At 52.4% G+C, this 25322-nt stretch carries 26 protein-coding genes and 1 pseudogene; 14 read left to right on the top strand and 13 right to left on the bottom strand.

Going from position 1 to position 25322, the window contains the following annotated elements; translation table 11 throughout:
• Position 1: 1 nt before the first annotated feature.
• The 5 genes from trpB (at position 2) to ACF8PE_RS13630 (ending at position 4033) form a co-directional block, all read left to right on the top strand.
• Positions 2-1195 (top strand): tryptophan synthase subunit beta, encoded by a 1194-nt coding sequence (gene trpB, locus ACF8PE_RS13650; protein WP_032611228.1) that lies wholly within the window; start codon positions 2-4, stop codon positions 1193-1195.
• The gene (gene trpA, locus ACF8PE_RS13645) at positions 1195-2004 is read left to right on the top strand and encodes a tryptophan synthase subunit alpha (protein ID WP_032611230.1); all 810 of its coding nucleotides are present in this window, start codon (positions 1195-1197) and stop codon (positions 2002-2004) included. The genes trpB and trpA overlap by 1 nt, the downstream gene beginning before the upstream one ends.
• Positions 2005-2160: 156 nt before the next feature.
• The gene (gene yedE, locus ACF8PE_RS13640) at positions 2161-3372 is read left to right on the top strand and encodes a selenium metabolism membrane protein YedE/FdhT (protein ID WP_059307705.1); all 1212 of its coding nucleotides are present in this window, start codon (positions 2161-2163) and stop codon (positions 3370-3372) included.
• Positions 3369-3602 carry a sulfurtransferase-like selenium metabolism protein YedF gene (gene yedF / locus ACF8PE_RS13635; RefSeq protein WP_039030671.1) on the top strand — a complete coding sequence of 78 codons (234 nt, stop codon included), beginning with the start codon at positions 3369-3371 and terminating at the stop codon, positions 3600-3602. The genes yedE and yedF overlap by 4 nt, the downstream gene beginning before the upstream one ends.
• A gap of 158 nt (positions 3603-3760) precedes the next feature.
• The gene (locus ACF8PE_RS13630; protein WP_051915983.1) at positions 3761-4033 is read left to right on the top strand and encodes a YqjD family protein; all 273 of its coding nucleotides are present in this window, start codon (positions 3761-3763) and stop codon (positions 4031-4033) included.
• 31 nt (positions 4034-4064) lie between these two features.
• Here the strand turns inward: ACF8PE_RS13630 and ompW are convergent, their stop codons facing one another.
• The gene (gene ompW, locus ACF8PE_RS13625; RefSeq protein WP_032611237.1) at positions 4065-4697 is read right to left on the bottom strand and encodes an outer membrane protein OmpW; all 633 of its coding nucleotides are present in this window, start codon (positions 4695-4697) and stop codon (positions 4065-4067) included.
• 225 nt (positions 4698-4922) lie between these two features.
• Between ompW and ACF8PE_RS13620 the strand changes: the two are divergent.
• From ACF8PE_RS13620 to yciA, 4 genes and pseudogenes are all read left to right on the top strand, one after another.
• Positions 4923-5012 (top strand): annotated as a pseudogene (locus ACF8PE_RS13620) (YkgJ family cysteine cluster protein); the annotation flags it as partial.
• A gap of 25 nt (positions 5013-5037) precedes the next feature.
• Entirely contained in the window at positions 5038-5781 is a 744-nt protein-coding gene (locus ACF8PE_RS13615) for a YciC family protein (protein WP_059307704.1), read from the top strand.
• A gap of 56 nt (positions 5782-5837) precedes the next feature.
• Positions 5838-6377 (top strand): septation protein A, encoded by a 540-nt coding sequence (locus ACF8PE_RS13610; RefSeq protein WP_032611241.1) that lies wholly within the window; start codon positions 5838-5840, stop codon positions 6375-6377.
• Between the two features lie 55 nt (positions 6378-6432).
• Complete coding sequence (gene yciA, locus ACF8PE_RS13605; RefSeq protein WP_032611243.1) at positions 6433-6828, top strand: acyl-CoA thioester hydrolase YciA; 396 nt, start codon at positions 6433-6435, stop codon at positions 6826-6828.
• Positions 6829-6871: 43 nt separating this feature from the next.
• Here yciA and tonB read toward each other — a convergent pair whose 3' ends face one another.
• A complete protein-coding gene (tonB, locus tag ACF8PE_RS13600) occupies positions 6872-7609 on the bottom strand; it encodes a TonB system transport protein TonB (protein WP_032611257.1) in 738 nt (245 codons plus the stop codon).
• Positions 7610-7830: 221 nt separating this feature from the next.
• Here tonB and ACF8PE_RS13595 point away from each other — a divergent pair, with 221 nt between their 5' ends.
• Positions 7831-8127: a YciI family protein gene (locus tag ACF8PE_RS13595; protein WP_392494979.1), complete on the top strand. Its 297-nt coding sequence runs from the start codon at positions 7831-7833 to the stop codon at positions 8125-8127.
• A 35-nt stretch (positions 8128-8162) separates the two neighbouring features.
• Here ACF8PE_RS13595 and leuE read toward each other — a convergent pair whose 3' ends face one another.
• Together leuE and ACF8PE_RS13585 are read right to left on the bottom strand one after the other, a co-directional pair.
• Complete coding sequence (gene leuE / locus ACF8PE_RS13590) at positions 8163-8798, bottom strand: leucine efflux protein LeuE (RefSeq protein ID WP_077226994.1); 636 nt, start codon at positions 8796-8798, stop codon at positions 8163-8165.
• A 70-nt stretch (positions 8799-8868) separates the two neighbouring features.
• Entirely contained in the window at positions 8869-9042 is a 174-nt protein-coding gene (locus ACF8PE_RS13585; protein ID WP_098946243.1) for a YciY family protein, read from the bottom strand.
• A gap of 142 nt (positions 9043-9184) precedes the next feature.
• Between ACF8PE_RS13585 and cls the strand changes: the two genes are divergently transcribed.
• Complete coding sequence (gene cls, locus ACF8PE_RS13580; RefSeq protein WP_032611248.1) at positions 9185-10645, top strand: cardiolipin synthase; 1461 nt, start codon at positions 9185-9187, stop codon at positions 10643-10645.
• Between the two features lie 37 nt (positions 10646-10682).
• Positions 10683-11012: an HI1450 family dsDNA-mimic protein gene (locus tag ACF8PE_RS13575; RefSeq protein WP_032611249.1), complete on the top strand. Its 330-nt coding sequence runs from the start codon at positions 10683-10685 to the stop codon at positions 11010-11012.
• A gap of 58 nt (positions 11013-11070) precedes the next feature.
• Here ACF8PE_RS13575 and oppF read toward each other — a convergent pair whose 3' ends face one another.
• The 6 genes from oppF to ACF8PE_RS13545 all read right to left on the bottom strand — a co-directional run bounded on the left by oppF (position 11071) and on the right by ACF8PE_RS13545 (position 18078).
• Complete coding sequence (gene oppF / locus ACF8PE_RS13570; protein WP_032611251.1) at positions 11071-12075, bottom strand: murein tripeptide/oligopeptide ABC transporter ATP-binding protein OppF; 1005 nt, start codon at positions 12073-12075, stop codon at positions 11071-11073.
• Positions 12072-13085 carry an ABC transporter ATP-binding protein gene (locus tag ACF8PE_RS13565; protein ID WP_059307703.1) on the bottom strand — a complete coding sequence of 338 codons (1014 nt, stop codon included), beginning with the start codon at positions 13083-13085 and terminating at the stop codon, positions 12072-12074. The genes oppF and ACF8PE_RS13565 overlap by 4 nt, the downstream gene beginning before the upstream one ends.
• Before the next feature lie 11 nt (positions 13086-13096).
• Entirely contained in the window at positions 13097-14005 is a 909-nt protein-coding gene (gene oppC / locus ACF8PE_RS13560; protein ID WP_032611264.1) for an oligopeptide ABC transporter permease OppC, read from the bottom strand.
• 14 nt (positions 14006-14019) lie between these two features.
• The gene (gene oppB / locus ACF8PE_RS13555) at positions 14020-14940 is read right to left on the bottom strand and encodes an oligopeptide ABC transporter permease OppB (RefSeq protein WP_032611266.1); all 921 of its coding nucleotides are present in this window, start codon (positions 14938-14940) and stop codon (positions 14020-14022) included.
• Positions 14941-15025: 85 nt separating this feature from the next.
• Positions 15026-16657, bottom strand: coding sequence for an oligopeptide ABC transporter substrate-binding protein OppA (gene oppA / locus ACF8PE_RS13550; RefSeq protein WP_059307702.1), 1632 nt, complete (start codon positions 16655-16657; stop codon positions 15026-15028).
• A gap of 773 nt (positions 16658-17430) precedes the next feature.
• Positions 17431-18078, bottom strand: coding sequence for a YchE family NAAT transporter (locus ACF8PE_RS13545; protein ID WP_234548755.1), 648 nt, complete (start codon positions 18076-18078; stop codon positions 17431-17433).
• Positions 18079-18555: 477 nt separating this feature from the next.
• Between ACF8PE_RS13545 and adhE the strand changes: the two genes are divergently transcribed.
• Complete coding sequence (adhE, locus tag ACF8PE_RS13540; protein ID WP_077227831.1) at positions 18556-21240, top strand: bifunctional acetaldehyde-CoA/alcohol dehydrogenase; 2685 nt, start codon at positions 18556-18558, stop codon at positions 21238-21240.
• Between the two features lie 84 nt (positions 21241-21324).
• Here adhE and tdk read toward each other — a convergent pair whose 3' ends face one another.
• A complete protein-coding gene (tdk, locus tag ACF8PE_RS13535) occupies positions 21325-21939 on the bottom strand; it encodes a thymidine kinase (protein ID WP_032611276.1) in 615 nt (204 codons plus the stop codon).
• A gap of 549 nt (positions 21940-22488) precedes the next feature.
• Between tdk and hns the strand changes: the two genes are divergently transcribed.
• Positions 22489-22902: a histone-like nucleoid-structuring protein H-NS gene (hns, locus tag ACF8PE_RS13530; protein ID WP_032611278.1), complete on the top strand. Its 414-nt coding sequence runs from the start codon at positions 22489-22491 to the stop codon at positions 22900-22902.
• Between the two features lie 205 nt (positions 22903-23107).
• Here hns and galU read toward each other — a convergent pair whose 3' ends face one another.
• A complete protein-coding gene (gene galU / locus ACF8PE_RS13525) occupies positions 23108-24016 on the bottom strand; it encodes a UTP--glucose-1-phosphate uridylyltransferase GalU (RefSeq protein ID WP_059307701.1) in 909 nt (302 codons plus the stop codon).
• A 200-nt stretch (positions 24017-24216) separates the two neighbouring features.
• On the bottom strand, positions 24217-25230 hold the full coding sequence (gene rssB / locus ACF8PE_RS13520) for a two-component system response regulator RssB (RefSeq protein ID WP_032611283.1): 1014 nt from the start codon (positions 25228-25230) through the stop codon (positions 24217-24219).
• Positions 25231-25322 lie beyond the last annotated feature (92 nt).

The raw sequence follows: 25322 nt of genomic DNA, 5'->3' as shown, positions 1-25322 counted from the left end.
GATGACCACATTATTAAACCCTTACTTTGGCGAATTCGGTGGCATGTATGTGCCGCAGATCCTCATGCCCGCCCTGCGTCAGCTGGAAGAGGCGTTCGTGAGCGCGCAAAAAGATCCGCTCTTCCAGGCTGAATTTACCGACCTGCTGAAAAACTATGCCGGTCGTCCAACGGCGCTGACCAAATGCCGCAACCTGACCGAGGGCACGAACACCACGCTGTACCTGAAGCGTGAAGATCTGCTCCACGGCGGCGCGCATAAGACCAACCAGGTGCTGGGTCAGGCGTTGCTGGCAAAACGGATGGGTAAAACCGAAATCATTGCCGAAACCGGCGCCGGTCAGCACGGCGTGGCCTCGGCGCTGGCCAGCGCCCTGCTCGGCCTGAAATGCCGCATCTATATGGGGGCAAAAGACGTTGAGCGTCAGTCACCGAACGTCTTCCGTATGCGTCTGATGGGCGCGGAAGTGATCCCGGTGCACAGCGGCTCGGCCACCCTGAAAGATGCCTGTAACGAGGCGCTGCGCGACTGGTCCGGCAACTATGAAAATGCCCACTATATGCTGGGCACCGCGGCTGGCCCGCACCCGTTCCCGACCATCGTGCGTGAATTCCAGCGCATGATTGGCGAAGAGACCAAAGCGCAGATCCTCGAAAAAGAGGGGCGTCTGCCGGATGCGGTGATCGCCTGCGTGGGCGGTGGATCCAACGCCATCGGCATGTTTGCTGATTTTATTGATGACGCCCGCGTGGGGCTGATTGGCGTTGAACCAGCAGGTCACGGGATTGAGACCGGTGAACACGGTGCGCCGCTGAAGCATGGTCGCGTTGGCATCTACTTCGGTATGAAAGCGCCGATGATGCAGACCGACGAAGGGCAGATCGAAGAGTCTTACTCCATTTCTGCCGGGCTGGATTTCCCGTCCGTTGGGCCGCAGCACGCGCACCTGAATAGTATCGGTCGCGCCGAGTACGTGTCGATTACCGATGATGAGGCGCTGGACGCGTTTAAGACCCTGTGTCGCAAAGAGGGGATCATCCCGGCGCTGGAGTCTTCTCACGCGCTGGCCCATGCCCTGAAAATGATTAAAGACAACCCGGAAAAAGAGCAGCTGCTGGTGGTGAACCTTTCCGGCCGCGGTGATAAAGACATCTTCACCGTTCACGATATTCTGAAAGCACGAGGGGAAATTTGATGGAACGTTACGATAACGTGTTTGCTGAGCTGAAAGCCCGCAAGGAAGGCGCCTTTGTTCCCTTCGTCACACTGGGAGATCCGTCTCCTGAGCAGTCGCTGAAAATCATCGACACGCTGATTGAAGCGGGTGCCGATGCGCTGGAGCTGGGCATTCCCTTCTCCGATCCGCTGGCTGACGGCCCGACTATCCAGGCCGCGACCCTGCGCGCCTTTGCGGCAGGCGTGACCCCGTCCCAGTGCTTTGAGATGCTGGCAACCATTCGCCAGAAATACCCGACTATCCCCATCGGCCTGCTGATGTACGCCAACCTGGTCTTCAACCGCGGCATCGACGAGTTCTACGCCGAATGCGCGCGCGTGGGGGTCGATTCGGTGCTGGTGGCAGATGTGCCGGTAGAGGAGTCAGCCCCGTTCCGTCAGGCGGCGATGCGGCATAACGTCGCGCCGATCTTTATCTGTCCGCCGAACGCCGACGATGAACTGTTGCGCCAGATCGCCTCTCACGGCCGCGGGTATACCTATCTGCTGTCCCGTGCCGGGGTAACAGGTGCAGAGAACAAAGCGGCCCTGCCCCTGCATCATCTGGTGGAAAAGCTGGCAGAGTACAATGCTGCCCCGCCACTGCAGGGCTTTGGTATCTCGGCCCCTGAGCAGGTCTCTGCTGCGCTGGGTGCCGGCGCGGCGGGGGCCATTTCCGGTTCGGCAATCGTGAAAATCATCGAAAACAACGTCAATACACCTGAGAAAATGCTGAGCGAGCTGAAAAGCTTCGCCAGCGCCATGAAAGCGGCGACCCGTCCACAATAACCGAACCGCCGTCTGGTTTTGCCAGACGGCGTTCCGCATAAATTGATCCTGTCGTGCTTTCCTGCATTTAACCCTTTTCAAATATGTTTCCCGGCGTATTATCCCCTCCACTAATAAGGCTTCCTCCTTAAACCTTCTGAGTTCAGAGGCTTAACTATGTCATGGCAACACTTTAAACAGACTTATTTAATTAAGTTCTGGTCCCCCGTTCCTGCGGTCATTGCGGCAGGCATCCTCTCCACCTATTACTTTGGCATCACCGGTACCTTCTGGGCCGTTACCGGCGAATTCACCCGCTGGGGCGGACAGTTACTGCAACTGGCAGGTGTTCATACCGAAGAGTGGGGCTACTTTAAACTGATCCACCTTGAAGGCACCCCGCTCACCCGTATCGACGGCATGATGATCATCGGCATGTTCGGGGGCTGTTTCGCCGCCGCGCTGTGGGCCAACAACGTTAAACTGCGTATGCCGCACAGCCGGATCCGCATTGCTCAGGCGGTTGTCGGCGGCATTATTGCCGGATTTGGCGCGCGTCTGGCGATGGGCTGTAACCTGGCCGCCTTCTTTACCGGGATCCCCCAGTTCTCTCTGCACGCCTGGTTCTTTGCTCTGGCCACCGCCGTCGGCTCATACTTTGGCGCACGCTTCACGCTGCTGCCGCTGTTCCGTATTCCGGTCAAAATACAAAAAGTGAGTGCCGCTTCGCCGCTGACCCAGAAGCCGGATCAGGCGCGTCGCCGCTTTCGTCTGGGAATGCTGGTGTTCTTCGGGATGCTGGCCTGGGCGCTCTGTACCGCGCTGAATCAGCCTAAACTTGGTCTGGCAATGCTGTTCGGCGTCGGCTTTGGCCTGTTGATCGAGCGGGCGCAGATCTGCTTTACTTCGGCGTTTCGCGACATGTGGATCACCGGGCGCACCATGATGGCCAAAGCCATCATCGCCGGAATGGCAGTGAGCGCCATCGGTATTTTCAGCTACGTTCAACTGGGCGTGGCGCCCAAAATCATGTGGGCAGGTCCAAACGCCATTATCGGCGGGCTGCTGTTTGGCTTTGGGATTGTGTTGGCAGGCGGCTGCGAAACGGGCTGGATGTACCGCGCGGTGGAAGGCCAGGTGCACTACTGGTGGGTGGGCCTGGGTAACGTGATTGGTTCCACCCTGCTGGCCTTCTACTGGGATGATTTCGCGCCTGCGCTGGCTACCAACTGGGACAAAGTCAATCTTCTGAACACCTTTGGTCCGCTGGGCGGACTGCTGGTGACCTATCTTTTGTTGTTGATCGCCTTTTTACTGGTGCTGGCGCAGGAGAAACGCTTCTTCCGTCGTGCTGCCGTCAAAACTGAACTTCGTGAGGATGCCGCATGAAAGAGATCGTTCCTGACTACCGCCTCGATATGGTGGGTGAGCCTTGCCCCTACCCGGCTGTCGCGACCCTTGAAGCGATGCCGCAGCTGAAAAAAGGTGAGATCCTTGAGGTGGTGAGCGACTGTCCCCAATCCATCAACAATATCCCGCTGGATGCCAAAAATCATGGCTACACCGTGCTGGATATTCAACAGGATGGACCGACGATCCGCTATCTCATCCAGAAATAATGACCGGGTGGCGACAGGCCACCCTTTTTTATCCCCCCCCGCTAATACCCGCCTATTTAGATTTGACTGATACCGTAGGGTCTTAAGTATTAATCTCATTTTCTTCAGGATATCCCCATTGAGTCTATGCTTAACATTGACTACAAAAGGAGAATGTTATGTCAGACCAAAATCTTGATAATGATGCACAATATGCTGGTGAAAAAGCGAAGAACAAGCTGGATGAGGCGGCTGGTGCTGCGCAGCAGCAGTTTGGTGAATTTGTTGATTCGCCAAAACATCAGTTAAAAGGTGCCGGGCGCAAATATGCCGCGCAGGCAAGTGACGTAGTGACTGATGTTACCGATGCAGTGAAAAATAATCCCCTTACCGGCCTGATTGCCGCAGGCGCAGTAGGTATTGTCCTCGGCCTGTTGCTGGGTCGTAGATAAATAAAAAAGGCCCTTCGGGGCCTTTTTTACGTCAGAAGCGATATCCCGCCGAGAACATAAACACCCACGGATCCAGACGGGTATTGATATTTTGCTGCTGATCCCCCGCCTTAAAGCGCACTTCGGTGTCGATATCCATGTACCAGACCGACATGTTAATCAACCAGTCGCGGTTGATGAGATAATCCAGGCCCGCCTGCCCCGCCATGCCCCATGAATCTTTCAGACTCAGATCGGAAAGGCCCGCGGCTTTACCGGTGTCGTTGAACTTTTCATCAAAGAAGGTGGTGTAGTTGACCCCGGCCCCCACATAGGGGCGCACTTTGCTGCTGGCGTCACCGAAATACCACTGGGCCATCAACGTGGGCGGCAGATGATGAACCGTGGCGATGTCCCCGGTTGGGCCAGTCCCGACCTTGTGACGAAACGGCGTGGCTGCCAGCAATTCTACGCCAACGTTGTCGGTGGCCATCCAGGTAAAGGTCATTCCGGCCTGGGTATTGTTACTGACGTTGAATCCGCCCAGGCCCAGAACATTATCCGAGCCTTCCGTAGGACGTACCGTGGCAGATCCAAGGCGGAAAAAGAACTCACCGGCTTCGTGTGCAACGGCACCGCCGGAAAACGTACCCAGAATCAGCGCTGCTATCACTGCTTTTTTCATATCCACTCCCTCGTTATGGTTTTATTCGAGAACGGAATATACCTACAAATGATTAATAAGTGATCTCGCAGGGATCACATTAAATTCAGCAATTTAACATTCATTGATCTAAATTAATTTTTTTAACCGTAGGCAAAAATTGGTAGTCGGTGTCTGGATCAATTTCGCGCTTTCGGACAAATAAAGCGCAGTGGGAAAACACCCGCGCAAAATTCCAGCGACGCATTACGGGCGCTTTACAAAGATATGCTTTTCCATACAACCCTTGATACTGCCACCGGGCAGTTATCCAGGGTACAATTGCCCGCTAATTAACACCTGCAATACTCAAGGAGAGTGCATGTCTATCACGGCGAAGTCTGTCTACCGTGACACGGGGAATTTCTTCCGCAATCAGTTCATTACCTTTTTACTGATCGCCTTGTTGTGCGCATTAATCACGGTGGTACTTGGTCATGCCTTTTCGCCGAGTGAGGAGCAAATTGCCAGCCTGAGTCAAGGCGATCAGATCGCCAGCAGCGTCGGGCTGTTTGAGATGGTGCAAAATATGACCCCAGAGCAACAGCAGATCCTGTTGCGCGCCTCTGCGGCCACCACCTTCTCAGGATTGATCGGCAATGCCATTCTGGCAGGTGGCGTACTGTTAATGATCCAGCTGGTGTCTGCCGGGCACCGCGTCAGCGCCCTGCGGGCGATTGGTGCCAGCGCGCCGCTGCTGCCGAAACTGTTTATCCTGATCTTTTTGACCACCATGCTGGTGCAATTGGGGATTATGCTGGTTGTGGTGCCGGGCGTGCTGTTAGCGATTGTGCTCGCCTTCGCGCCGATTATGGTGGTGCAGGACCGAATGGGCATTTTTGTCGCCATGCGTAGCAGCATCCGACTGGCATGGTCTAATATGCGTCTGGTTGCCCCGGCGGTGATGAGCTGGCTGCTGGCTAAGACCTTGCTGCTGCTGTTTGCCCCGAACCTGTCCGTGCTGACCCCGAACGTCGGTGCCGTGGTGGCCAATACGGTTAGCAATCTGATCTCAGCGGTATTACTGGTCTATTTGTTCCGCCTGTATACCTTAATTCGCCAGTAATTTTTCTGATGGCTCCGGCGCCACGCCCGGGCCATCGCAGATGATGGAATCGAAGAATGAAGCAGTTTCTTGATTTTTTACCCTTGGTTGTCTTTTTTGCCTTCTACAAGCTGTATGACATCTATGCGGCAACCACCGCTTTGATCGTTGCCACCGCAGTGGTGCTGATCTACAGCTGGGTGCGCTACCGCAAGGTTGAAAAGATGGCCTTAATCACCTTCGTGCTGGTGGCCTTTTTTGGCGGGTTGACCGTCTTCTTCCACAACGATGAGTTCATCAAATGGAAAGTGACCGTCATCTACGTGCTGTTTGCCGGTGCCTTGCTGTTCAGCCAGTGGGTCATGAAAAAGCCCCTTATTCAGCGCATGCTGGGTAAAGAGCTGGCCCTGCCGCAGAGCGTCTGGTCGCGTCTGAATATCGCCTGGGCAGTGTTCTTTATTCTCTGTGGCCTGGCGAATATCTATATCGCCTTCTGGCTGCCGCAGAATATCTGGGTCAACTTCAAAGTGTTTGGTCTGACCGCGTTAACGCTGATCTTTACCCTCCTGAGCGGTGTCTATATCTACCGCCATATGCCGCAAGACGATAAGCATTGATCCACCGGCCAGCGCACATCCCGCGCTGGCCACTTCGTTATAAGCTGAGAAAATAATGACAACACAAGACGCCCCGCAGGGCGAACTGGTCTTACGTACGCTGGCAATGCCTGCCGATACCAATGCGAACGGTGACATTTTTGGCGGCTGGCTGATGTCGCAAATGGATATGGGTGGGGCCATCCTCGCCAAAGAAATTGCTCAGGGCCGCGTGGTGACGGTCCGGGTCGACGGCATGACTTTTCTGCGCCCTGTCGCGGTTGGGGACGTGGTGTGCTGCTACGCGCGATGCGTAAAGCGTGGGAATACCTCGGTGTCGATCAACATCGAAGTGTGGGTAAAAAAGGTCTCCTCTGAGCCTATCGGCCAGCGTTACAAAGCGACCGAAGCGCTGTTTATCTATGTCGCGGTGGATAACGACGGGAAACCACGTCCATTGCCTCAGGCCTGACATTCAGGCCAAAAAAAAGCCTCCATCTGGAGGCTTTTTTATTTTATTCCATCTGTGCCCCGCCGTTGAGGCGGAAGACGATATTCACGATCAGCCCGCGGCCTGGCTTACCGGGTTCGTAACGCCATTTGCGCATTGCGGTTTTCACGTCCCGCTCAAACATATTCGATGGCTGCGCGGAAAGGATTTCGACATTATCCACCCGTCCGTCTGCGGTCACGTCAAACTTCACGCGAACACGCCCTTCGATGCGTAATGCCTGCGCACGCGCCGGATAGACCGGCTGGTTACGGCTCAGCGCACGTGGGCCGGAAGGGGCCGTCACCACGGGCTTCGCGGTGGCCGGGGACGAGTTCATCACCGGGCGAGCCGGGGCCGCTCTCTCAACCGGCTGGGTGGTGCGAGGCTCGACCGGGCGCTCTTGACGCTTCGGACGCTCTTCCACTTTTTTCTCCGGTTTTGGTTTCGGCTTCGGTTTTGGCTTAGGCTTCGGCTCCGGTTTATGGATCACCACAGGCGCTTCTTTAGGGGGTTCAGGAACGATTTCTGGTTCCGGTTCCGGCTCGGGTTCTGCAACAGGCTCTGGTTCTGGTGGTGGCGCAACCTGTACAGGCTCCAGCTCTGCAGGCGTTACCATGGTCACAGAAATCGGCTGCGCGGGCGCTGGCATTTCAATAACCTGATGTACCGATGTGTAAAGCAGACCCGCCACGACGGCTCCATGAATTCCGACAGACAACAGCGTCGGCCAGGGAAAGCGGCGAGGGAGTTCAAGGGTCATTGAAGTCATAATCGTTTCAGTTAAAAAGCCAGGCCCTGATTTTAAATGCAAATAGCAATCATATTCAATAAGGCAGTTACACTTCGCCCGAATTAACCGTCCAACAGGCGAAAAAAGGCACGTAGTGAGCAGGGTTTTAACAATGTCGCTATCTTTGCATTGCAGTCCCCTGCACTTTCACATAACGTAATTCCTACTTTTATTGGCTAAGGAGCTTTGCCGTGCTTTATGTGATTTTTGCTGCAGATGTTGCTGATTCTCTGGAAAAACGCCTCTCCGTGCGTCCTGCCCATCTGGCGCGCTTACAACTGCTGCATGACGAAGGCAGATTGCTGACCGCCGGGCCAATGCCTGCCGTCGACAGCAACGATCCGGGTGCGGCAGGCTTTACTGGCTCGACGGTGATTGCCGAGTTCGAATCGCTGGAAGCGGCACAGGCCTGGGCGCAGGAAGATCCGTACGTGGCAGCTGGCGTGTATGATAACGTCGTGGTGAAGCCCTTTAAAAAAGTTTTCTAGGATAAAAAAAGGCTCCTGACAAGGAGCCTTTTTTGTTAGTGCAGCGATGCCAGCCGCGCCGCGAACCCGACAAATAACAAACCTATCAATCCATTCCCCAGCTTCGCCAGTTTCTTTTTTGTCTTGAGGTAGCGGGTGACAAACGCCCCGGAGAAAATCAGGAAGCTCATATAGGTAAAGCTGATGATCTCCAGCGTGACCGCGAGGATCATAAACGCCACGCCGGTGTTATTAGCCTGAACGTCAATAAACTGCACAAAGAACGAAACATAAAACAGGATCGCTTTCGGGTTGGTCATACTCAGCACCAGCGAGCGTTTCATAATGGTTTTTGCCGGCTCGATACCGCCCGCTTCGCCTTGTTGCTTATGTTTGATAACCGACCAGAGCATCTTGCCGCCCAGCCATAATAAATAGAACGCCCCAAGATAGCGGACAATATTGAACAGCACAGGGGTAGTCTGAATAAGCGCCGCCACACCTGCCCACGCAAGAAACATCAGCACCGCATCACCAATAAACACGCCGCTGGCCGCCAGATAGCCCTTTTTCACGCCGTGACCAATACCGGTTTTTAAGACAAACAGCGTATTCGGCCCTGGAACCAGAACAATGAAAATGGCCCCGACAACGTAGGTCCAGAAATTAAGCACACCGAAATCCGCAAACATTTCATCCTCCTTTTCGAAACAGCGAATAAATAAAAAACATCGGGCACCTCTGAGGGTGCCCTTGTGTCATTCAGTAATCCTGAACGGCGAACAGTAACGCATTGCGATGACGGTTCATACTGCATTTTCTGATGGCGTGGATACGCATATTACGGCGGGATTGTGCTTCCAGCCAACGCGCTTTGCGACGACCTGTCTGTCGCAACATGCGCCAGCGCCCTACTTCTGTTCTACTGCGCTTCATGTTAACAACTCTTACTAAAACAGAGCGCTCATTATAGACCCTTGCCTGCGGCAAACCAGTGCTTTTATCTGGCGTTTTTATTTGCCAGAAATATCCTGACGCGTAAACTCTTAACAATACGCTTTCAAAAGGATTTTTTATTATGACAACCTTCTACACCGTGGTGAGTTGGCTGCTCATTCTGGGATACTGGCTGCTCATCGCAGGTGTAACATTACGCATCCTGATGAAGCGCCGAGCCGTTCCCTCCGCCATGGCATGGCTGTTGATCATTTTTATCCTGCCATTGGTGGGTATTATTGCGTATCTCTCCTTTGGTGAGCTTCATCTCGGTAAACGCCGGGCGGAGCGCGCCCGTGCCATGTGGCCCTCCACCGCAAAATGGCTCAACGATCTCAAATCCTGCAAACATATCTTTGCCGAAGAAAACAGCGACGTCGCCGCCTCCCTGTTTCAGCTCTGCGAGCGCCGCCAGGGCATTGCCGGGGTGAAAGGCAATCAACTTCAGCTGATGACCACCTCCGATGACGTGATGAACGCGCTGATCCGCGATATTCAGCTGGCGCGCCATAACATCGAGATGGTGTTTTACATCTGGCAACCGGGCGGCATGGCCGATCAGGTTGCAGAGTCCCTGATGGCCGCCGCGCGCCGGGGCATTCACTGCCGTCTGATGCTCGACTCCGCCGGTAGCGTGACCTTTTTCCGCAGCAACTGGGCGTCGATGATGCGCAACGCCGGGGTGGAGGTGGTCGAAGCCTTAAAAGTGAATCTGCTGCGTGTGTTCCTGCGCAGGATGGACCTGCGCCAGCACCGCAAAATGGTACTAATCGACAACTACATCGCCTATACCGGCAGCATGAACATGGTGGATCCGCGCTTCTTTAAACAGGACGCTGGCGTGGGCCAGTGGGTCGATCTGATGGCCCGTATGGAAGGCCCGGTCGCGACCGCGATGGGTGTGGTCTACTCCTGCGACTGGGAGATCGAAACCGGTAAGCGCATTCTGCCCCCGCCGCCTGATGCCAATATCATGCCGTTTGAGCAAGCCAGCGGGCATACGATTCACACCATCGCCTCCGGCCCCGGTTTCCCGGAAGACCTTATCCACCAGGCGCTGCTCACTGCGGCCTATTCCGCCCGCGAATACCTGATCATGACCACCCCCTACTTTGTGCCGAGCGACGATCTGCTGCACGCCATCTGTACCGCCGCCCAGCGCGGGGTTGATGTCAGCATTATTCTGCCGCGCAAAAACGATTCGGTGCTGGTAGGCTGGGCCAGCCGGGCCTTCTTCAGCGAGCTGCTGGCCGCCGGGGTAAAGATCTATCAGTTTGAAGGTGGGCTGCTGCACACCAAAAGCGTGCTGGTGGATGGCGAACTCAGTCTTGTGGGGACGGTTAACCTCGATATGCGCAGCCTGTGGCTCAATTTTGAGATCACCCTGGTCATCGATGACGCCGGATTTGGCGGGGATTTAGCCGCGGTACAGGATGACTATATCTCGCGCTCGCGCCTGCTGGACGCGCGTTTGTGGGTGAAAAGGCCGCTGTGGCAGCGAATTACCGAACGACTGTTTTACTTCTTTAGTCCGTTGCTGTAAAACGTGCCCAACCAACGATGTTTAACAGGTAGTCATCATGGAAATGGATCTGAACAATCGCCTGACCGAAGACGAAACGCTCGAGCAGGCTTACGATATCTTTCTTGAACTGGCCGTCGATAATCTCGACCCGGCAGATGTCATTCTCTTTAATCTGCAGTTTGAAGAGCGCGGCGGTGCCGAGCTGTTCGACCCGTCTGAAGACTGGGCCGAGCATGTGGATTATGACCTGAACCCTGACTTCTTCGCTGAAGTCGTCATTGGTCTGGCCGATACCGACGGCGGTGAGATTAACGACATCTTTGCCCGCGTCCTGCTGTGTCGCGAGAAAGACCACAAGCTGTGCCACATTCTTTGGCGGGAATAACATCTGCCGCGAATAAAAAAGGCTGCGAATGCAGCCTTTTTTATTACATGTTAACCACTCAGAGCGGGTCGACCTTCAGACAGGAGACCGCATGACGGAAGCTGCCTTCCAGCACCGGACGGGTTTTCGCGCATTCCGGCCCGGCCATCGGGCAACGGGTACGAAATACGCAGCCGGACGGCGGATTGATCGGCGACGGCAGTTCCCCTTCCAGAAGCTGAATAGTTTTATTCTTCTCCAGATCGGGATCCGGGACCGGCACCGCAGACATCAAGGCTTTGGTATAAGGGTGCAGCGGGTTGTGGTACACCTCATCATAGGTGCCCAGCTCTACCGCATGGCCGAGATACATCACCAGCACGCGATCGGAGATGTGCTTCACCACCGCCAGATCGTGAGCGATAAAGATCAACGACAGCCCCATCTCACGCTGCAGTTTTTGCAGCAGGTTAACCACCTGCGCCTGGATAGATACGTCCAGCGCCGAGACCGGTTCGTCACAGATAATCAGTTTTGGCTCGAGGATCAGCGCGCGGGCAATCCCGATACGCTGGCACTGGCCGCCTGAGAACTCGTGCGGGTAACGGTTGATAAGGTTTGGCAGCAGCCCCACTTTCATCATCATCGCCTTCACGCGATCGCGCACTTCGGTACGCGGCATTTTCGGATGATAGGTGCGCAGCGGCTCGGCGATGATCTCGCCAATGGTCATGCGCGGGTTCAGGGAGGCCAGCGGATCCTGGAAAATCATCTGAATGTCGCTGCGCACGTCGCGCCACTCGTCAGGCTTCATCCCCAACAGATCTTTACCCAGCCAGGCCACTTTGCCGTCTGTGGCTTTGACCAGCCCGATAATCGCACGGGCAAAGGTGGATTTACCGCAGCCCGACTCGCCCACCACGCCGAGCGTCTCCCCTTCGTACAGACGCAGGGTTACGCCATCCACGGCTTTCAGGGTTTTTGCCGGCTGCCAGAACCACTGCTTGCCATCTTTAATGTCAAAGTGGACTTTCAGATCCGCGATTTCGAGCAGGACGTTACGTTTTTCGTCAATGACAGTCATACCAGCTCCTCGTACGGCTTAAAGCAGGCACGCAGACGGCCTGGGGCAAACTCTTCCAGCGGTGGCGCGCTGTTGCAGATCTCCATCGCGTGTGGACAACGCGGCTGGAACGGACAGCCTTTTGGCAGACGCAGCAGGTTTGGCGGGTTGCCCGGAATAGTCAGCAGCGACTCGCCTTCCGCATCAAGACGCGGTACGGCATTCAGCAGGCCGATAGAGTACGGGTGCGCCGGGTGGTAGAACACATCCCGCGCTTTTCCGTACTCCATGGTGCGGCCAGCATACATTACCAGCACTTTATCGCAGATGCCGGCCACTACGCCCAAATCGTGGGTAATCATAATGATCGCCGTATTGAACTCGCGCTTCAGCTCGTTCAACAGGGTCATGATTTGCGCCTGAACGGTAACGTCCAGCGCGGTGGTTGGCTCATCGGCTATCAGCAGTTTTGGTCTGCACAGCAGCGCCATGGCTATCATAACGCGCTGGCGCATACCGCCAGAGAACTCATGCGGGAACATGCGCATACGCTTACGCGCTTCCGGCATTTTCACCGCATCGAGCATTTTGACCGACTCTTCAAAGGCTTCGGCTTTGCTCAACCCCTTATGCAGCATCAGGACTTCCATCAGCTGCTCGCCGACGCGCATGTACGGGTTCAGGGATGTCATCGGATCCTGGAAAATCATCGAGATCTGCTCAGCACGCAGCTTGTTCAGCTCGTTTTCCGGCAGGTTAAGGATCTGTTTGCCGTTAAAGGTGGCAGACCCTCCGATGACGCCATTTTGCGCCAGCAGGCCCATCAGCGCAAAAGCGGTCTGGGATTTACCGGAACCGGATTCACCCACGATACCCAGCGTTTCACCGGCTCGCAGACTGAAGTTGAGATCGTTCACGGCGGTCACATCGCCATCCGGCGTTTTAAAGGTGACGCGCAGATCTTTCACATCCAGCAGAGCATTGCCCTGCTGATGCATTTGTGGCGCAGATGCCGTTTCAATAATGGTCATGGCGGCGCTCCTTAACGGTCTTTCGGGTCGAGGGCATCACGCAGGCCATCGCCGATAAAGTTGAAACAAAACAGTGTCACGACCAGGAAACCTGCCGGGAACAGCAGCAGCCACGGTGAAACTTCCATTGAGTTCGCGCCATCGCTCAGCAGCGCACCCCAGCTACTCAGTGGCTCCTGGGTACCCAGACCGAGGAAGCTGAGGAAGGATTCAAACAGGATCATGCTTGGCACCAGCAGGGAGGCATAGACCACCACCACACCCAGTACGTTCGGCACGATATGACGCACCACGATATTGCCGGTAGAGACCCCACCCACCTGCGCTGCTTCGATAAACTCTTTGCGCTTCAGGCTCAGGGTCTGACCACGCACGATACGCGCCATATCCAGCCAGGAGACCATGCCGATGGCAACGAAGATCAGCAGGATATTCTGACCGAAGAAGGTCACCAGCAGGATCACGAAGAACATGAACGGGAAGGAGTTGAGGATCTCAAGGATACGCATCATCACTGAGTCCACTTTACCGCCGAGATAGCCTGAGAGCGATCCGTACAGCGTACCCAGAATCACCGCCACGAAGGCTGCGGCGATCCCCACCATCAACGAGATACGCCCACCGATCGCAACACGGACCAGCAGGTCACGCCCGGAGGAGTCGGTACCGAAATAGTGACCCGATTCGCTATCCGGCGCACTGGACATCATGCCCCAGTCGGTATCGAAGTAGGTGAACTGCGACAGCATAGGTGCAAAGGTCACAAACAGAGCGATAATCACCAGCACAATCAGGCTGGCAACCGCCGCACGGTTGTGCATAAAGCGACGGCGGGCATCCTGCCAGAGACTGCGTCCTTCGACTTCCAGTTTTTCACTGAAGTTTTCCAGCGCCTCGCTGTTTTTCTTACTTAACATCATGGCGAGCTCCAGTGTCAGTAGCGGATTTTCGGATCGATAACGGCATACAGCACGTCAACAATCGCGTTAAAGAAAATGGTCAGCGCACCGACGAGAATGGTCAGACTCAATACCAGTGAGTAGTCGCGGTTCAGGGCACCGTTAACAAACAGCTGTCCGATACCTGGCAGACCATAGATGGTTTCGATAACCATTGAACCGGTAATGATACCGACGAACGCCGGGCCTAAATAAGAGAGAACCGGCAATAACGCAGGTTTTAATGCATGACGGAAAATAATCCGACGCATCGGCAGCCCTTTTGCGCGCGCGGTACGAATGAAGTTAGAGTGTAGGACTTCAATCATCGAACCACGGGTGATACGCGCAATGCTGGCGATATAGGCCAGAGATAAGGCCACCATCGGCAGGATCATGTACTGCAGCGCCCCGCCGTTCCAGCCACCACCGGGCAGCCATTTCAGGGTGATGGCAAATATCATCACCAGTAAGGGCGCGACGACAAAACTCGGTATGACGACACCGGTCATTGCCACCCCCATAACGGCATAATCCCATTTGGTATTTTGATTCAGCGCGGCAATGACGCCCGCCGTAACGCCAAGAATAACGGCCAGTAAAAATGCCGCGGCGCCTAATTTAGCCGAAACGGGGAAGCTGGAAGCCACCAAATCGTTTACGGAATAATCTTTATATTTAAATGACGGTCCAAAATCGCCATGCGCCAGTTGCTTCAGATAATTGAAATACTGGGTGGAGATCGGATCGTTTAAATGATATTTCGCTTCAATATTCGCCATCACTTCTGGCGGCAGCGTACGTTCACCGGTAAATGGACTGCCCGGCGCGAGACGCATCATAAAGAACGAGATCGTTATAAGAATAAAAAGCGTTGGGATCGCTTCAAGACAGCGACGTAGGATAAATTTCAACATTGCCCGTACCTTCTGGCGTGTGCCTATATAGTATTACGATGAGTAGACACCGTGGGGCGAGCATCGCCCGCCCCACTCATTGCCATTAATGCTTGATAATATACAAGTTTTTGACGTAGATATTATCCATCGGGTCTTTACCGGTATAACCACCCACCCACGGTTTCACCAGACGGGCGTTCACGTAGTAGTAGACCGGGACGATCGCAGAGTCTTTATCGAGCTGCTGTTCAGCTTTCGAATACAGCTCAGCGCGCTGCGCTTCGTCCGTGACTTTCAGGGTATCGCCGATCAGCTTATCGAACTCTGCGCTCTTATAGTGTGCAGTGTTGTTCGAGCTGTCGCTCAGCATGGTATTCAGGAAGGAGGTCGGTTCGTTATAGTCCGCACACCAGCCTGCACGCGCCACATCAAAGGTGCCCTGATGACGGCTGTCCAGGAAGGTTTTCCACTCCTGGTTTTCCAGCTTCACGTTCGCACCCAGGTTTTTCTTCCAGATGGAGGAGACGGCGATAGCCAGTTTTTTATGCAGATCGGAGGTGTTATACAGCAGGCTAAAGGTCAACGGCTTGTCAGCGGTATATCCGGCTTCGGCCAGCAGTTTCTTCGCTTCTTCGTTACGTTTTTCCTGTGACCAGCCGAACCACTCTGGCTGAGTCAGTTTTGCACCATCGGTGTACGGTGGGGTGTAGCTATAGGCTGGCAGGTCGCCCTGGTTTTTCACTTTGTTCACGATGATATCGCGATCCAGTGCCAGCTTCAGCGCGGTACGCACACGAACGTCGGTGAATGGCGCTTTCTGGTTGTTGATTTCGTAGTAATAAGTACACAGATACGGGTCAACGTGTACTTCAGCCGGGATCTCTTTTTTCAGCTTCTGGAACAGTTCGATCGGCATGTTGTTATAGGTCATGTCGATTTCGCCGCTGCGGTAGCGGTTAACGTCAGTCACTTCAGACGAGATTGGCAGGTAGGTAACCTGGTTGATAACGGTCTTCGCGTTATCCCAGTAGTTGGTATTACGCTCCAGGTCGATACGTTCGTTAACAACCCAGGCTTTCAGCTTATAGGCGCCGTTAGTAACGATATTGGCAGGCTGGGTCCACTTCTCACCGAATTTTTCAACCGCGGCTTTAGGCACCGGGGAAACGGACGGGTGTACCAGCAGTTTGTAGAAATAAGGTACTGGCTCGCTCAGGGTAACTTCGAAGGTATTGTCATCAATCGCTTTTACACCGAGGTCGGTAATTGGTTTTTTGCCGGTGATGATGTCATCGATATTGGCGATGTGGCCATACTGCAGATAGCTCGCGTACGGAGAGGCGGTATTTGGATCCGCCAGGCGCTGCCAGCTATAAACGAAATCTTGTGCGGTAACCGGGGAACCATCAGACCATTTTGCGTCTTTACGCAGGTGGAAGGTCCAGACTTTAAAATCTTTGTTTTCCCATTTTTCGGCAACCCCGGCAACCGGATGGCCGTCTACGTCAGTAACCAGCAGACCTTCGAACAGGTCGCGGTTAACGTTAGACTCCGGTACACCTTCAATTTTGTGCGGATCCAGAGACTGAACCTCAGCACCGTTGTTACGCACCAGCGTTTGCTTCTCCGCCAGTTGAACCCCAGCAGGTACGTCAGCAGCCATTGCAACGTTGCCCGCGATTAGCGCAGTTAGAATCCCCGCCGCGACCAGACTTTTTTTTGTGATGATGGACATTGTGTTGATACTCCACTCTTTATAATTACTGGTTTTTTACCAGCCTGTTTAATTCCCCTTTTTGGGGTTCCCTGACAACGTAGGAGTTTATGCTGCTGCCAGGCGTTTTTACTTCTCGCTATCACCGACTTTACTATTACTAACGGCTCGTCTGGCCGCCTTGCGTCGATTCTTAACAGGCCTCCCCTGTCGAAGCCTGTCTTAATTCTTTTAGATCAGAACCGTTAATGAAAAAGATTCTCATCTAATAGATTTCTGCGAAAAATATAAGGCCGGAAAGTATCAAATGGTTTTCTCGGGTGCCAATACATTTTGCAAATTTGTTAACCAATTCTCTTTTACGGGAGATACCGTTACTTTGTGGGCTACCCTGCCGCGCATCGAAAACGGGAAAAAGCTTCGTTATTCAATGGGATGTAGAAGTCTTACTCGACGATGGCGTCACTGTGCTGAAGACGAAGCGTTGTTTGTACAAAAAATTAACAACTGTCTATTATTTAGCACATTCATCTAAATCATTTACCAAATTACTAATATCATCTCAGTTATCTCGCAGCAAGCCCCAGAGTATCGTGTGAGTAAAATAACAGTGTTATTGCGTGGATTGTGTACAGTGCGATACAGGAAGGGCTGGCAAGTCTTTGATAGTTAACAAAACAAAATTATTAGTAAAATTTATTATAGTTAACGCGTTTTTCAACTTTCATTATATGATTTGCTAATATTGACAAAAAAAACGGCGCCATCTGGCGCCGCTCTTTCGTTTGAAAACCTTAACTCAATAAACCGGGGAAAATTGATTTCAGCCCGGTAACAATAAATTCAATTCCCAACGCCATCAGCAATAGTCCCATTATACGGGTGATCACGTTAATGCCGGTCTGGCCAAGCAGTCGAACCAGCCAGGGCGCAATACGGAATACACCCCAACAGCAGAACGCAAACAGCGCGATGGCAATCGAGAAGCCAATCAGGTGCATCAGGTTGTGGTAGCGCGTTCCCCAGACGATGGTGGAACTGATGGCACCCGGCCCCGCCATTAAAGGCAAGGCCAGCGGCACTACACCGATACTTTCACGGATCGCGGTCTCTGATTTTTCTTGCTTGTTTTGTTTGTCCTCTCCCAGCTTGCCGCTAATCATCGACATCGCGATGGTCACCACCAGGATCCCCCCGGCAATACGGAACGAATCAATAGAGATGCCAAAAATCTGCAATATAGAGTCGCCAAGATAAAGAGATGTCAGCAGGATAATGGCCACCGACAGGTTTGCCGTCAGGTTGGTCTTATTCCTCGCCAGCGCCGTCTGATAGCTGGTCATGCTAATAAAGACGGGGATAATGCCCACCGGATTGACTAGCGCGAAAAGCCCGATAAAAAATTTGAAATAGGTTGAGAAATCAAAGAGCGATAGGCTCACAGTTAGCTCCGCTGATAAGCAAGACTCAAGACAACGTTATGGCAACGCCAATAACCGCGCAGAAGATACGCTTTTTATGCATGTACTTCACGACAATATTGCAAATTATAGTGATTTGACGCTGTAAAATATTTGTGTACTAAATGCATACCTGTAGTTCAATTGCTTTTGCAATTATTTAACATCTTTGGCAATGCCCCAAAATACCCCTGCTGAAAGGTATCAGCTTATGGATAAATTGATACAGATCATGTTTTCCGTACTCAGAAGTGAGTAATCTTGATGACGCCACCACGGAGATTCAGTATCTGAACGTAGGCTACTGATGGGAGGCTCTTTTAGTAAATCAGGGGTAAGATAAAAACGTTAACACCTTGTTTTTATGTAAGTTAAGCAAGTGACAGAGGCGCTGACTATACTGTTTCCGTGTCGAGCAGCTGATTTACTAAAAGAGTTTAACATTATCAGGAGAGCATTATGGCTGTTACTAATGTCGCTGAACTTAACGCACTTGTAGAGCGCGTAAAAAAAGCCCAGCGTGAATATGCCAATTTCACCCAAGAACAGGTTGATAAAATCTTCCGCGCCGCCGCTCTGGCTGCTGCAGATGCTCGAATTCCTCTCGCTAAATTAGCCGTTGCCGAATCCGGTATGGGTATCGTTGAAGATAAAGTGATTAAAAACCACTTTGCTTCAGAGTATATCTACAACGCCTATAAAGATGAGAAGACTTGTGGCGTCCTGTCTGAAGATGACACTTTCGGTACTATCACTATCGCTGAGCCAATCGGCATCATCTGCGGTATCGTTCCAACAACCAACCCAACTTCTACTGCTATCTTCAAATCGCTCATCAGCCTGAAGACGCGTAACGCAATCATTTTCTCTCCACATCCACGTGCTAAAGATGCGACCAATAAAGCGGCCGATATCGTTCTGCAAGCCGCGATCGCTGCAGGCGCACCAAAGGACCTGATCGGCTGGATCGATCAACCTTCTGTGGAGCTGTCTAACGCACTGATGCACCATCCTGACATTAACCTGATCCTTGCGACCGGTGGTCCAGGCATGGTTAAAGCTGCTTATAGCTCCGGTAAACCGGCTATCGGCGTAGGGGCAGGTAACACCCCAGTAGTTATCGACGAAACTGCCGATATCAAACGTGCTGTGGCATCCGTACTGATGTCTAAAACCTTCGATAACGGCGTTATCTGTGCTTCCGAGCAGTCCGTTGTGGTTGTGGACTCGGTATACGATGCTGTCCGCGAACGTTTCGCCAGCCACGGCGGCTACATGCTGCAGGGCCAGGAACTCAAAGCCGTTCAGGACATCATTCTGAAAAATGGCGCACTGAACGCCGCCATCGTTGGTCAGCCAGCGTACAAAATTGCTGAACTGGCAGGCTTCACCGTTCCAGCTAGCACCAAGATCCTGATCGGCGAAGTGTCAGTGGTTGACGAGAGCGAGCCGTTTGCTCACGAAAAACTGTCACCAACGCTGGCAATGTACCGCGCCAAAGATTTCGACGACGCCGTTGTTAAAGCGGAGAAACTGGTCGCCATGGGCGGTATCGGTCATACCTCCTGCCTGTACACTGACCAGGATAACCAGCCTGAGCGTGTGGCGCACTTCGGCCAGATGATGAAAACTGCACGTATCCTGATCAACACCCCTGCTTCTCAGGGTGGTATCGGTGATCTGTATAACTTTAAACTCGCGCCTTCCCTGACTCTGGGTTGTGGTTCATGGGGTGGTAACTCCATCTCAGAAAACGTTGGTCCTAAGCACCTGATCAACAAGAAAACCGTTGCTAAGCGAGCTGAAAACATGTTGTGGCATAAACTTCCGAAATCTATCTACTTCCGTCGTGGCTCTCTGCCAATCGCGCTGGATGAAGTGATTACTGATGGCCACAAACGTGCGCTCATCGTCACTGACCGTTTCCTGTTCAACAACGGCTACGCAGACCAGATCACCTCTGTTCTGAAAGCCGCGGGCGTGGAAACTGAAGTGTTCTTCGAAGTTGAAGCTGACCCAACCCTTTCTGTTGTACGCAAAGGCGCAGAGCTGGCGAACTCCTTCAAACCAGACGTGATCATCGCGCTGGGCGGCGGCTCCCCAATGGATGCAGCCAAAATCATGTGGGTTATGTACGAGCATCCAGAAACGCACTTCGAAGAACTGGCGCTGCGCTTTATGGATATCCGTAAACGTATCTACAAGTTCCCGAAAATGGGCGTGAAAGCGAAAATGATCGCCGTCACCACCACATCCGGTACCGGTTCTGAAGTAACGCCGTTTGCGGTTGTAACCGACGATGCAACCGGTCAGAAATACCCACTGGCAGACTATGCCCTGACCCCAGATATGGCGATTGTTGATGCCAACCTGGTCATGGACATGCCGAAATCACTCTGCGCATTCGGTGGTCTGGATGCGGTAACTCACGCCCTGGAAGCTTACGTTTCTGTTCTGGCGTCTGAGTTCTCTGACGGCCAGGCTCTGCAGGCACTTAAGCTGCTGAAAGAGAACCTGCCAGCGTCTTATAACGAAGGCTCTAAGAACCCGGTTGCCCGTGAGCGAGTGCACAGTGCTGCTACCATCGCCGGTATCGCGTTTGCTAACGCCTTCCTGGGTGTGTGTCACTCCATGGCGCACAAGCTGGGTTCTCAGTTCCACATTCCTCACGGTCTGGCGAACGCCCTGCTTATCTCTAACGTTATCCGTTATAACGCTAACGACAACCCGACCAAGCAGACTGCATTCAGCCAGTATGACCGTCCACAGGCTCGTCGTCGCTATGCAGAAATCGCTGATCACCTGGGCCTGAGCGCACCTGGTGACCGCACTGCGGCGAAGATCGAGAAGCTGCTGGGCTGGCTGGATAGCATCAAAGCTGAACTGGGTATTCCGAAGTCTATTCGCGAAGCTGGTGTTCAGGAAGCTGACTTCCTGGCACACGTAGACAAGCTGTCTGAAGATGCATTTGATGACCAGTGTACTGGTGCGAACCCGCGCTACCCACTGATCGCCGAGCTGAAACAGATCCTGCTGGATACCTACTACGGCCGTGAATACTCTGAAGGCGTAGCTGCACCAGCGGCACAACCTGCAGTTGTCGCGCCAGTTAAAGCGGATAAGAAAGCGAAGAAAAGCGCTTAATTAATCGTTAAATAAAAAACCCGCCTCGGCGGGTTTTTTATGTCTGTTATTCAGAAAAGAACAGACAGCGCAGAAATAGCGGGGTTAACGACGGCAGGCATCCTGAATGGCCGTCAGGGAGCCTACAACCAGCGCCTCTTTATAATGCTTACGACACACGGAGACATAGCGTTCATTACCGCCAATCACCACCTGTTCGCCTTCTGCATAAGGTTTACCAGCCTGATCCAGGCGCAGCACCATACTCGCTTTACGGCCGCAGAAACAGATGGTTTTCAATTCAACCAGTTTATCTGACCAGGCCAGTAAATACTGGCTGCCAATAAAGAGTTCGCCACGAAAATCAGTACGCAGGCCGTAACAAAGCACCGGAATATCCAGCTCGTCCACCACTTCTGATAACTCATGAACCTGCTGACGGGTTAAAAACTGACTCTCATCCACCAGAACACAATGTACAGGCTGTCTGGCAACCTCTGCGCGGATCTCTTCCAGCAGATTGGTTTGCGGGTTATATAGCTTGGCCGGTGAGGAGAGACCAATTCGCGAGCTAACCTTCCCGCTACCAAAACGGTCATCTATCTCTGCGGTGTAAACCAGGGTCTGCATACCGCGCTCCTGGTAATTGTACGAGGATTGCAGTAATGCAGTCGACTTACCTGCGTTCATTGCTGAGTAGTAGAAATACAGTTGTGCCATTGGCCGTTAAACCCTAATCATTGTGTATTATTACCGATGCGCGATTGTACCATATTTTGTCTGGTCTTCCGTGCTGTAGCGCGCTTTGCGGGCGATGTGACGCATTTTTATCACATGCAGGATATACACCAGGCGGTGTGATGAGAGTGTAAAAGCATGAATTGAAGTACAGTATTAAAAACGGTAAGTTCAGGAAAATCCTATTATTTTAATGGCGTGACCGGGCCAAAAATGAAGCAGGAATAATTAGCAATTTCAGCGAGCAGTTGTCTTTTCAACACTAATACAAAAGGTTGATATTTATCCGGAGTAAGAATAATCGCGAACAAAATTGCCCCTCAAAAAAGAGTTCACCGTCAGGTTTACAACGCATCTTTTGATAACGCGGTCCTCATTTCACCCTTAGAATTTAAGTTAGCGGTATTAATAATAGAGACAAATATTAGGTGTTTTTTGAATTCCTTACATTCTGGCCTATTGCATATATGAATTTATGCCTCTATTATTACTTCAACAAACCCCCCACATTATAAGTTTGAGATTACTACAATGAGCGAAGCACTTAAAATTCTGAACAACATCCGTACTCTTCGTGCCCAGGCGAGAGAATGTACTCTGGAAACGCTGGAAGAAATGCTGGAAAAATTAGAAGTTGTTGTTAATGAGCGTCGTGAAGAAGAAAACGCCGCAGCAGCTGAAATCGAAGAACGTACACGTAAACTGCAGCAATATCGTGAAATGCTGATTGCTGATGGTATTGATCCAAACGAATTGCTGAACAGCATGGCTGCTGCTAAAACAGGCACCAAAGCTAAACGCGCTGCACGTCCGGCTAAATATAGCTACATCGATGAGAATGGCGAATCTAAAACCTGGACCGGCCAGGGCCGTACTCCAGCGGTTATCAAAAAAGCCATGGACGAGCAAGGCAAACAACTGGACGACTTCCTGATTAAGGATTAATTCAGCCAGTTGTCCGAAAAATCCCGCTTAATGCGGGATTTTTTATGCCTGTATTTTATACGGTGTGACATTCCGTTACATGCTGTCATATAAGCGTTAAGCCTTTCTATAAGCTTCTTCCCGCGCGTTAAGGCTGGAAAGCCGCATAAAAAAACCGGTGTAGCCAGGCTATCACCGGTTTTTTGCTTAGCGCATCAGCGCCTGGTTAGTTTTTAATGCCCAGCGTCTCTTGCAGCCAGCCTTTAAATTCCTCACCCAGAGACTGGTGGCGAATACCATATTCAACAAAGGCCTGCATATAACCGAGTTTATTACCGCAGTCATGGCTCTTACCTTTCATATGGTAGGCTTCAACGGTCTCTTTCTCGATCAGCATGTCGATGCCATCGGTCAGCTGAATTTCATCGCCAGCACCTGGAGGTGTTTTCGCCAGCAGTGGCCAAATCTCTGCACTCAGGACATAACGCCCTACTACAGCGAGATTAGACGGCGCTACATCGGCTTTTGGCTTCTCAACTACGCCTACCATTGGCACGCTGTCGCCCGGCTTCATGTCCACGCCTTTGCAATCAACCACGCCGTAAGCGGTCACATCTTCAACCGGCTCAACCATGATCTGGCTGCTGCCCGTTTCGTCGAAACGTTTAATCATTTCTGCCAGGTTATCCTGGGACAAATCGGATTCGAATTCGTCGAGAATAACGTCCGGTAAAATAACCGCCACTGGCTCGTTACCAACAACCGGATGGGCACACAGCACTGCATGGCCAAGACCTTTTGCCAGACCCTGACGAACCTGCATAATAGTGACGTGCGGTGGGCAAATAGACTGTACTTCTTGCAGAAGCTGACGCTTAACACGTTTTTCCAGCATGGCTTCGAGTTCAAAACTGGTATCGAAATGGTTTTCGATAGAGTTTTTGGATGAATGCGTTACCAGCACAATTTCAGTAATGCCAGCGGCAATACATTCGTTGACCACATACTGGATTAATGGCTTATCAACGAGTGGCAGCATCTCTTTTGGAATTGCCTTCGTTGCTGGCAACATCCTGGTCCCCAACCCGGCAACCGGGATAACGGCCTTTGTCACTTTCGAATTTACGGCAGCCATTGAAACTCTCCTGTACTGTTCATGTTTTGAACTTTAGTCTGCATTAATAACGCGTTCAGTATATCAGCCAGAAGTTGAGGTCCGGGTCTGAAAAGGACGCGCTACCGCTTAATTAGGATAAATACGAAGAAAACGTACACCGATAGTAGCATTGCCGCTGAAACGGCGGTAAAGCTATCTACCGTTTAAATCGCAACTGATTATTCCGTGGACAACATTAAGCGCAACCGACCTCCCGTCCCCCAAATTTGGCATTGCCATGAGGTGCAGCGGTGGCTTATTTGGTTGAGATACGTATTGCCTAACGTTCCTAACGGAACGCCGTTACTCACCTGAATATGATGTTCGCCAGTATTAAGCGTGGCATTCAGTCCGGCAGAGACCAAAATCAAATTTTTCAGGCCGCTGTGGTAATAACCAACCAGTAACGGAAATTGCCCGGGCAAACTTGCCTGACGCAGCAGCTGGTTTACCTGTTTAAGTAAACTCCCTAACTCTGGCAGGCGTTGTCCCTGATGAGAAAGTTGTTCCTGGAGCAAGCCATTAAACAGAGCGCGTAATAATAACGCCGCCAGCACGCCATTATCCCCCGCACGGGTAACGTCCAGACAATAAAACGCCAGGTCGTTATCAGAGAGTGGGGCGATATCCAGCACCAGGCCTGGTTGATCGGCGGCCATCAACTGACGGTAATTAACTTTGCACCCGGAGATGTTCTGTTGCACCGGCGGTTGCAGCTCCTGTAAAAGCTTTGCCGCCGCCGTTGGGTTATTAACCAGTGCATCCCAGTCCTGAAAAAGTCGCTCTTCTTCTTCTACCCGCGAATTAAACATATTGGGGTACAGGCATGCGAGGACAGTTTCACGCAGGCGGTTAAGATCCTTCACCGGCTTGAGCAGGACATCCTGCACGCCCAGACGCAACGCTTTCGCGATGTCCGCCATATTTTCGGTCGCAGAAATGACGAGGATTGGGATCTGGTTTCCCGTATTACGGACATGCTCCACCAGCTTCAGGCCGTTCATACGCGGCATAGCGATATCGCAAATCATTAGATCGGGCTTAAGCCCTGCCATTTTTTCCAGAGCGTCGACTCCATCCCCTGCGAGTGCTGTAGTTGCTCCCAGTGATGAAAGCCACGAATCCAGTAGTGAGCGGAAAACAGGCTCGTCTTCAACTATAAGAATTTGTTTCCCGGCTAATGGCTGTGTCATGGTTTCTCCCGGCGCTGACAATAGATCAATAGTGGCATGCTATCGGTACTATCGCCTGTCAGATTTTGCTGAAGTAATCAAAAAAAGCGTGC

It is taken from the genome of Leclercia sp. GLN_9 (assembly GCF_043105735.1).
Classification (GTDB): domain Bacteria; phylum Pseudomonadota; class Gammaproteobacteria; order Enterobacterales; family Enterobacteriaceae; genus Enterobacter; species Enterobacter adecarboxylatus.
Note: the sequence above shows the minus strand (reverse complement) of the source record. Positions and strands in the feature narration are given on the sequence as shown.

Coding starts and splice junctions, on each gene's coding strand:
- trpB (WP_032611228.1), top strand. CDS start 2: ATGACCACATTATTAAACCCTTACTTTGGCGAATTCGGTGGCATGTAT.
- trpA (WP_032611230.1), top strand. CDS start 1,195: ATGGAACGTTACGATAACGTGTTTGCTGAGCTGAAAGCCCGCAAGGAA.
- yedE (WP_059307705.1), top strand. CDS start 2,161: ATGTCATGGCAACACTTTAAACAGACTTATTTAATTAAGTTCTGGTCC.
- yedF (WP_039030671.1), top strand. CDS start 3,369: ATGAAAGAGATCGTTCCTGACTACCGCCTCGATATGGTGGGTGAGCCT.
- ACF8PE_RS13630 (WP_051915983.1), top strand. CDS start 3,761: ATGTCAGACCAAAATCTTGATAATGATGCACAATATGCTGGTGAAAAA.
- ompW (WP_032611237.1), bottom strand. CDS start 4,697: ATGAAAAAAGCAGTGATAGCAGCGCTGATTCTGGGTACGTTTTCCGGC.
- ACF8PE_RS13615 (WP_059307704.1), top strand. CDS start 5,038: ATGTCTATCACGGCGAAGTCTGTCTACCGTGACACGGGGAATTTCTTC.
- ACF8PE_RS13610 (WP_032611241.1), top strand. CDS start 5,838: ATGAAGCAGTTTCTTGATTTTTTACCCTTGGTTGTCTTTTTTGCCTTC.
- yciA (WP_032611243.1), top strand. CDS start 6,433: ATGACAACACAAGACGCCCCGCAGGGCGAACTGGTCTTACGTACGCTG.
- tonB (WP_032611257.1), bottom strand. CDS start 7,609: ATGACCCTTGAACTCCCTCGCCGCTTTCCCTGGCCGACGCTGTTGTCT.
- leuE (WP_077226994.1), bottom strand. CDS start 8,798: ATGTTTGCGGATTTCGGTGTGCTTAATTTCTGGACCTACGTTGTCGGG.
- ACF8PE_RS13585 (WP_098946243.1), bottom strand. CDS start 9,042: ATGAAGCGCAGTAGAACAGAAGTAGGGCGCTGGCGCATGTTGCGACAG.
- cls (WP_032611248.1), top strand. CDS start 9,185: ATGACAACCTTCTACACCGTGGTGAGTTGGCTGCTCATTCTGGGATAC.
- ACF8PE_RS13575 (WP_032611249.1), top strand. CDS start 10,683: ATGGAAATGGATCTGAACAATCGCCTGACCGAAGACGAAACGCTCGAG.
- oppF (WP_032611251.1), bottom strand. CDS start 12,075: ATGACTGTCATTGACGAAAAACGTAACGTCCTGCTCGAAATCGCGGAT.
- ACF8PE_RS13565 (WP_059307703.1), bottom strand. CDS start 13,085: ATGACCATTATTGAAACGGCATCTGCGCCACAAATGCATCAGCAGGGC.
- oppC (WP_032611264.1), bottom strand. CDS start 14,005: ATGATGTTAAGTAAGAAAAACAGCGAGGCGCTGGAAAACTTCAGTGAA.
- oppB (WP_032611266.1), bottom strand. CDS start 14,940: ATGTTGAAATTTATCCTACGTCGCTGTCTTGAAGCGATCCCAACGCTT.
- oppA (WP_059307702.1), bottom strand. CDS start 16,657: ATGTCCATCATCACAAAAAAAAGTCTGGTCGCGGCGGGGATTCTAACT.
- adhE (WP_077227831.1), top strand. CDS start 18,556: ATGGCTGTTACTAATGTCGCTGAACTTAACGCACTTGTAGAGCGCGTA.
- tdk (WP_032611276.1), bottom strand. CDS start 21,939: ATGGCACAACTGTATTTCTACTACTCAGCAATGAACGCAGGTAAGTCG.
- hns (WP_032611278.1), top strand. CDS start 22,489: ATGAGCGAAGCACTTAAAATTCTGAACAACATCCGTACTCTTCGTGCC.
- galU (WP_059307701.1), bottom strand. CDS start 24,016: ATGGCTGCCGTAAATTCGAAAGTGACAAAGGCCGTTATCCCGGTTGCC.
- rssB (WP_032611283.1), bottom strand. CDS start 25,230: ATGACACAGCCATTAGCCGGGAAACAAATTCTTATAGTTGAAGACGAG.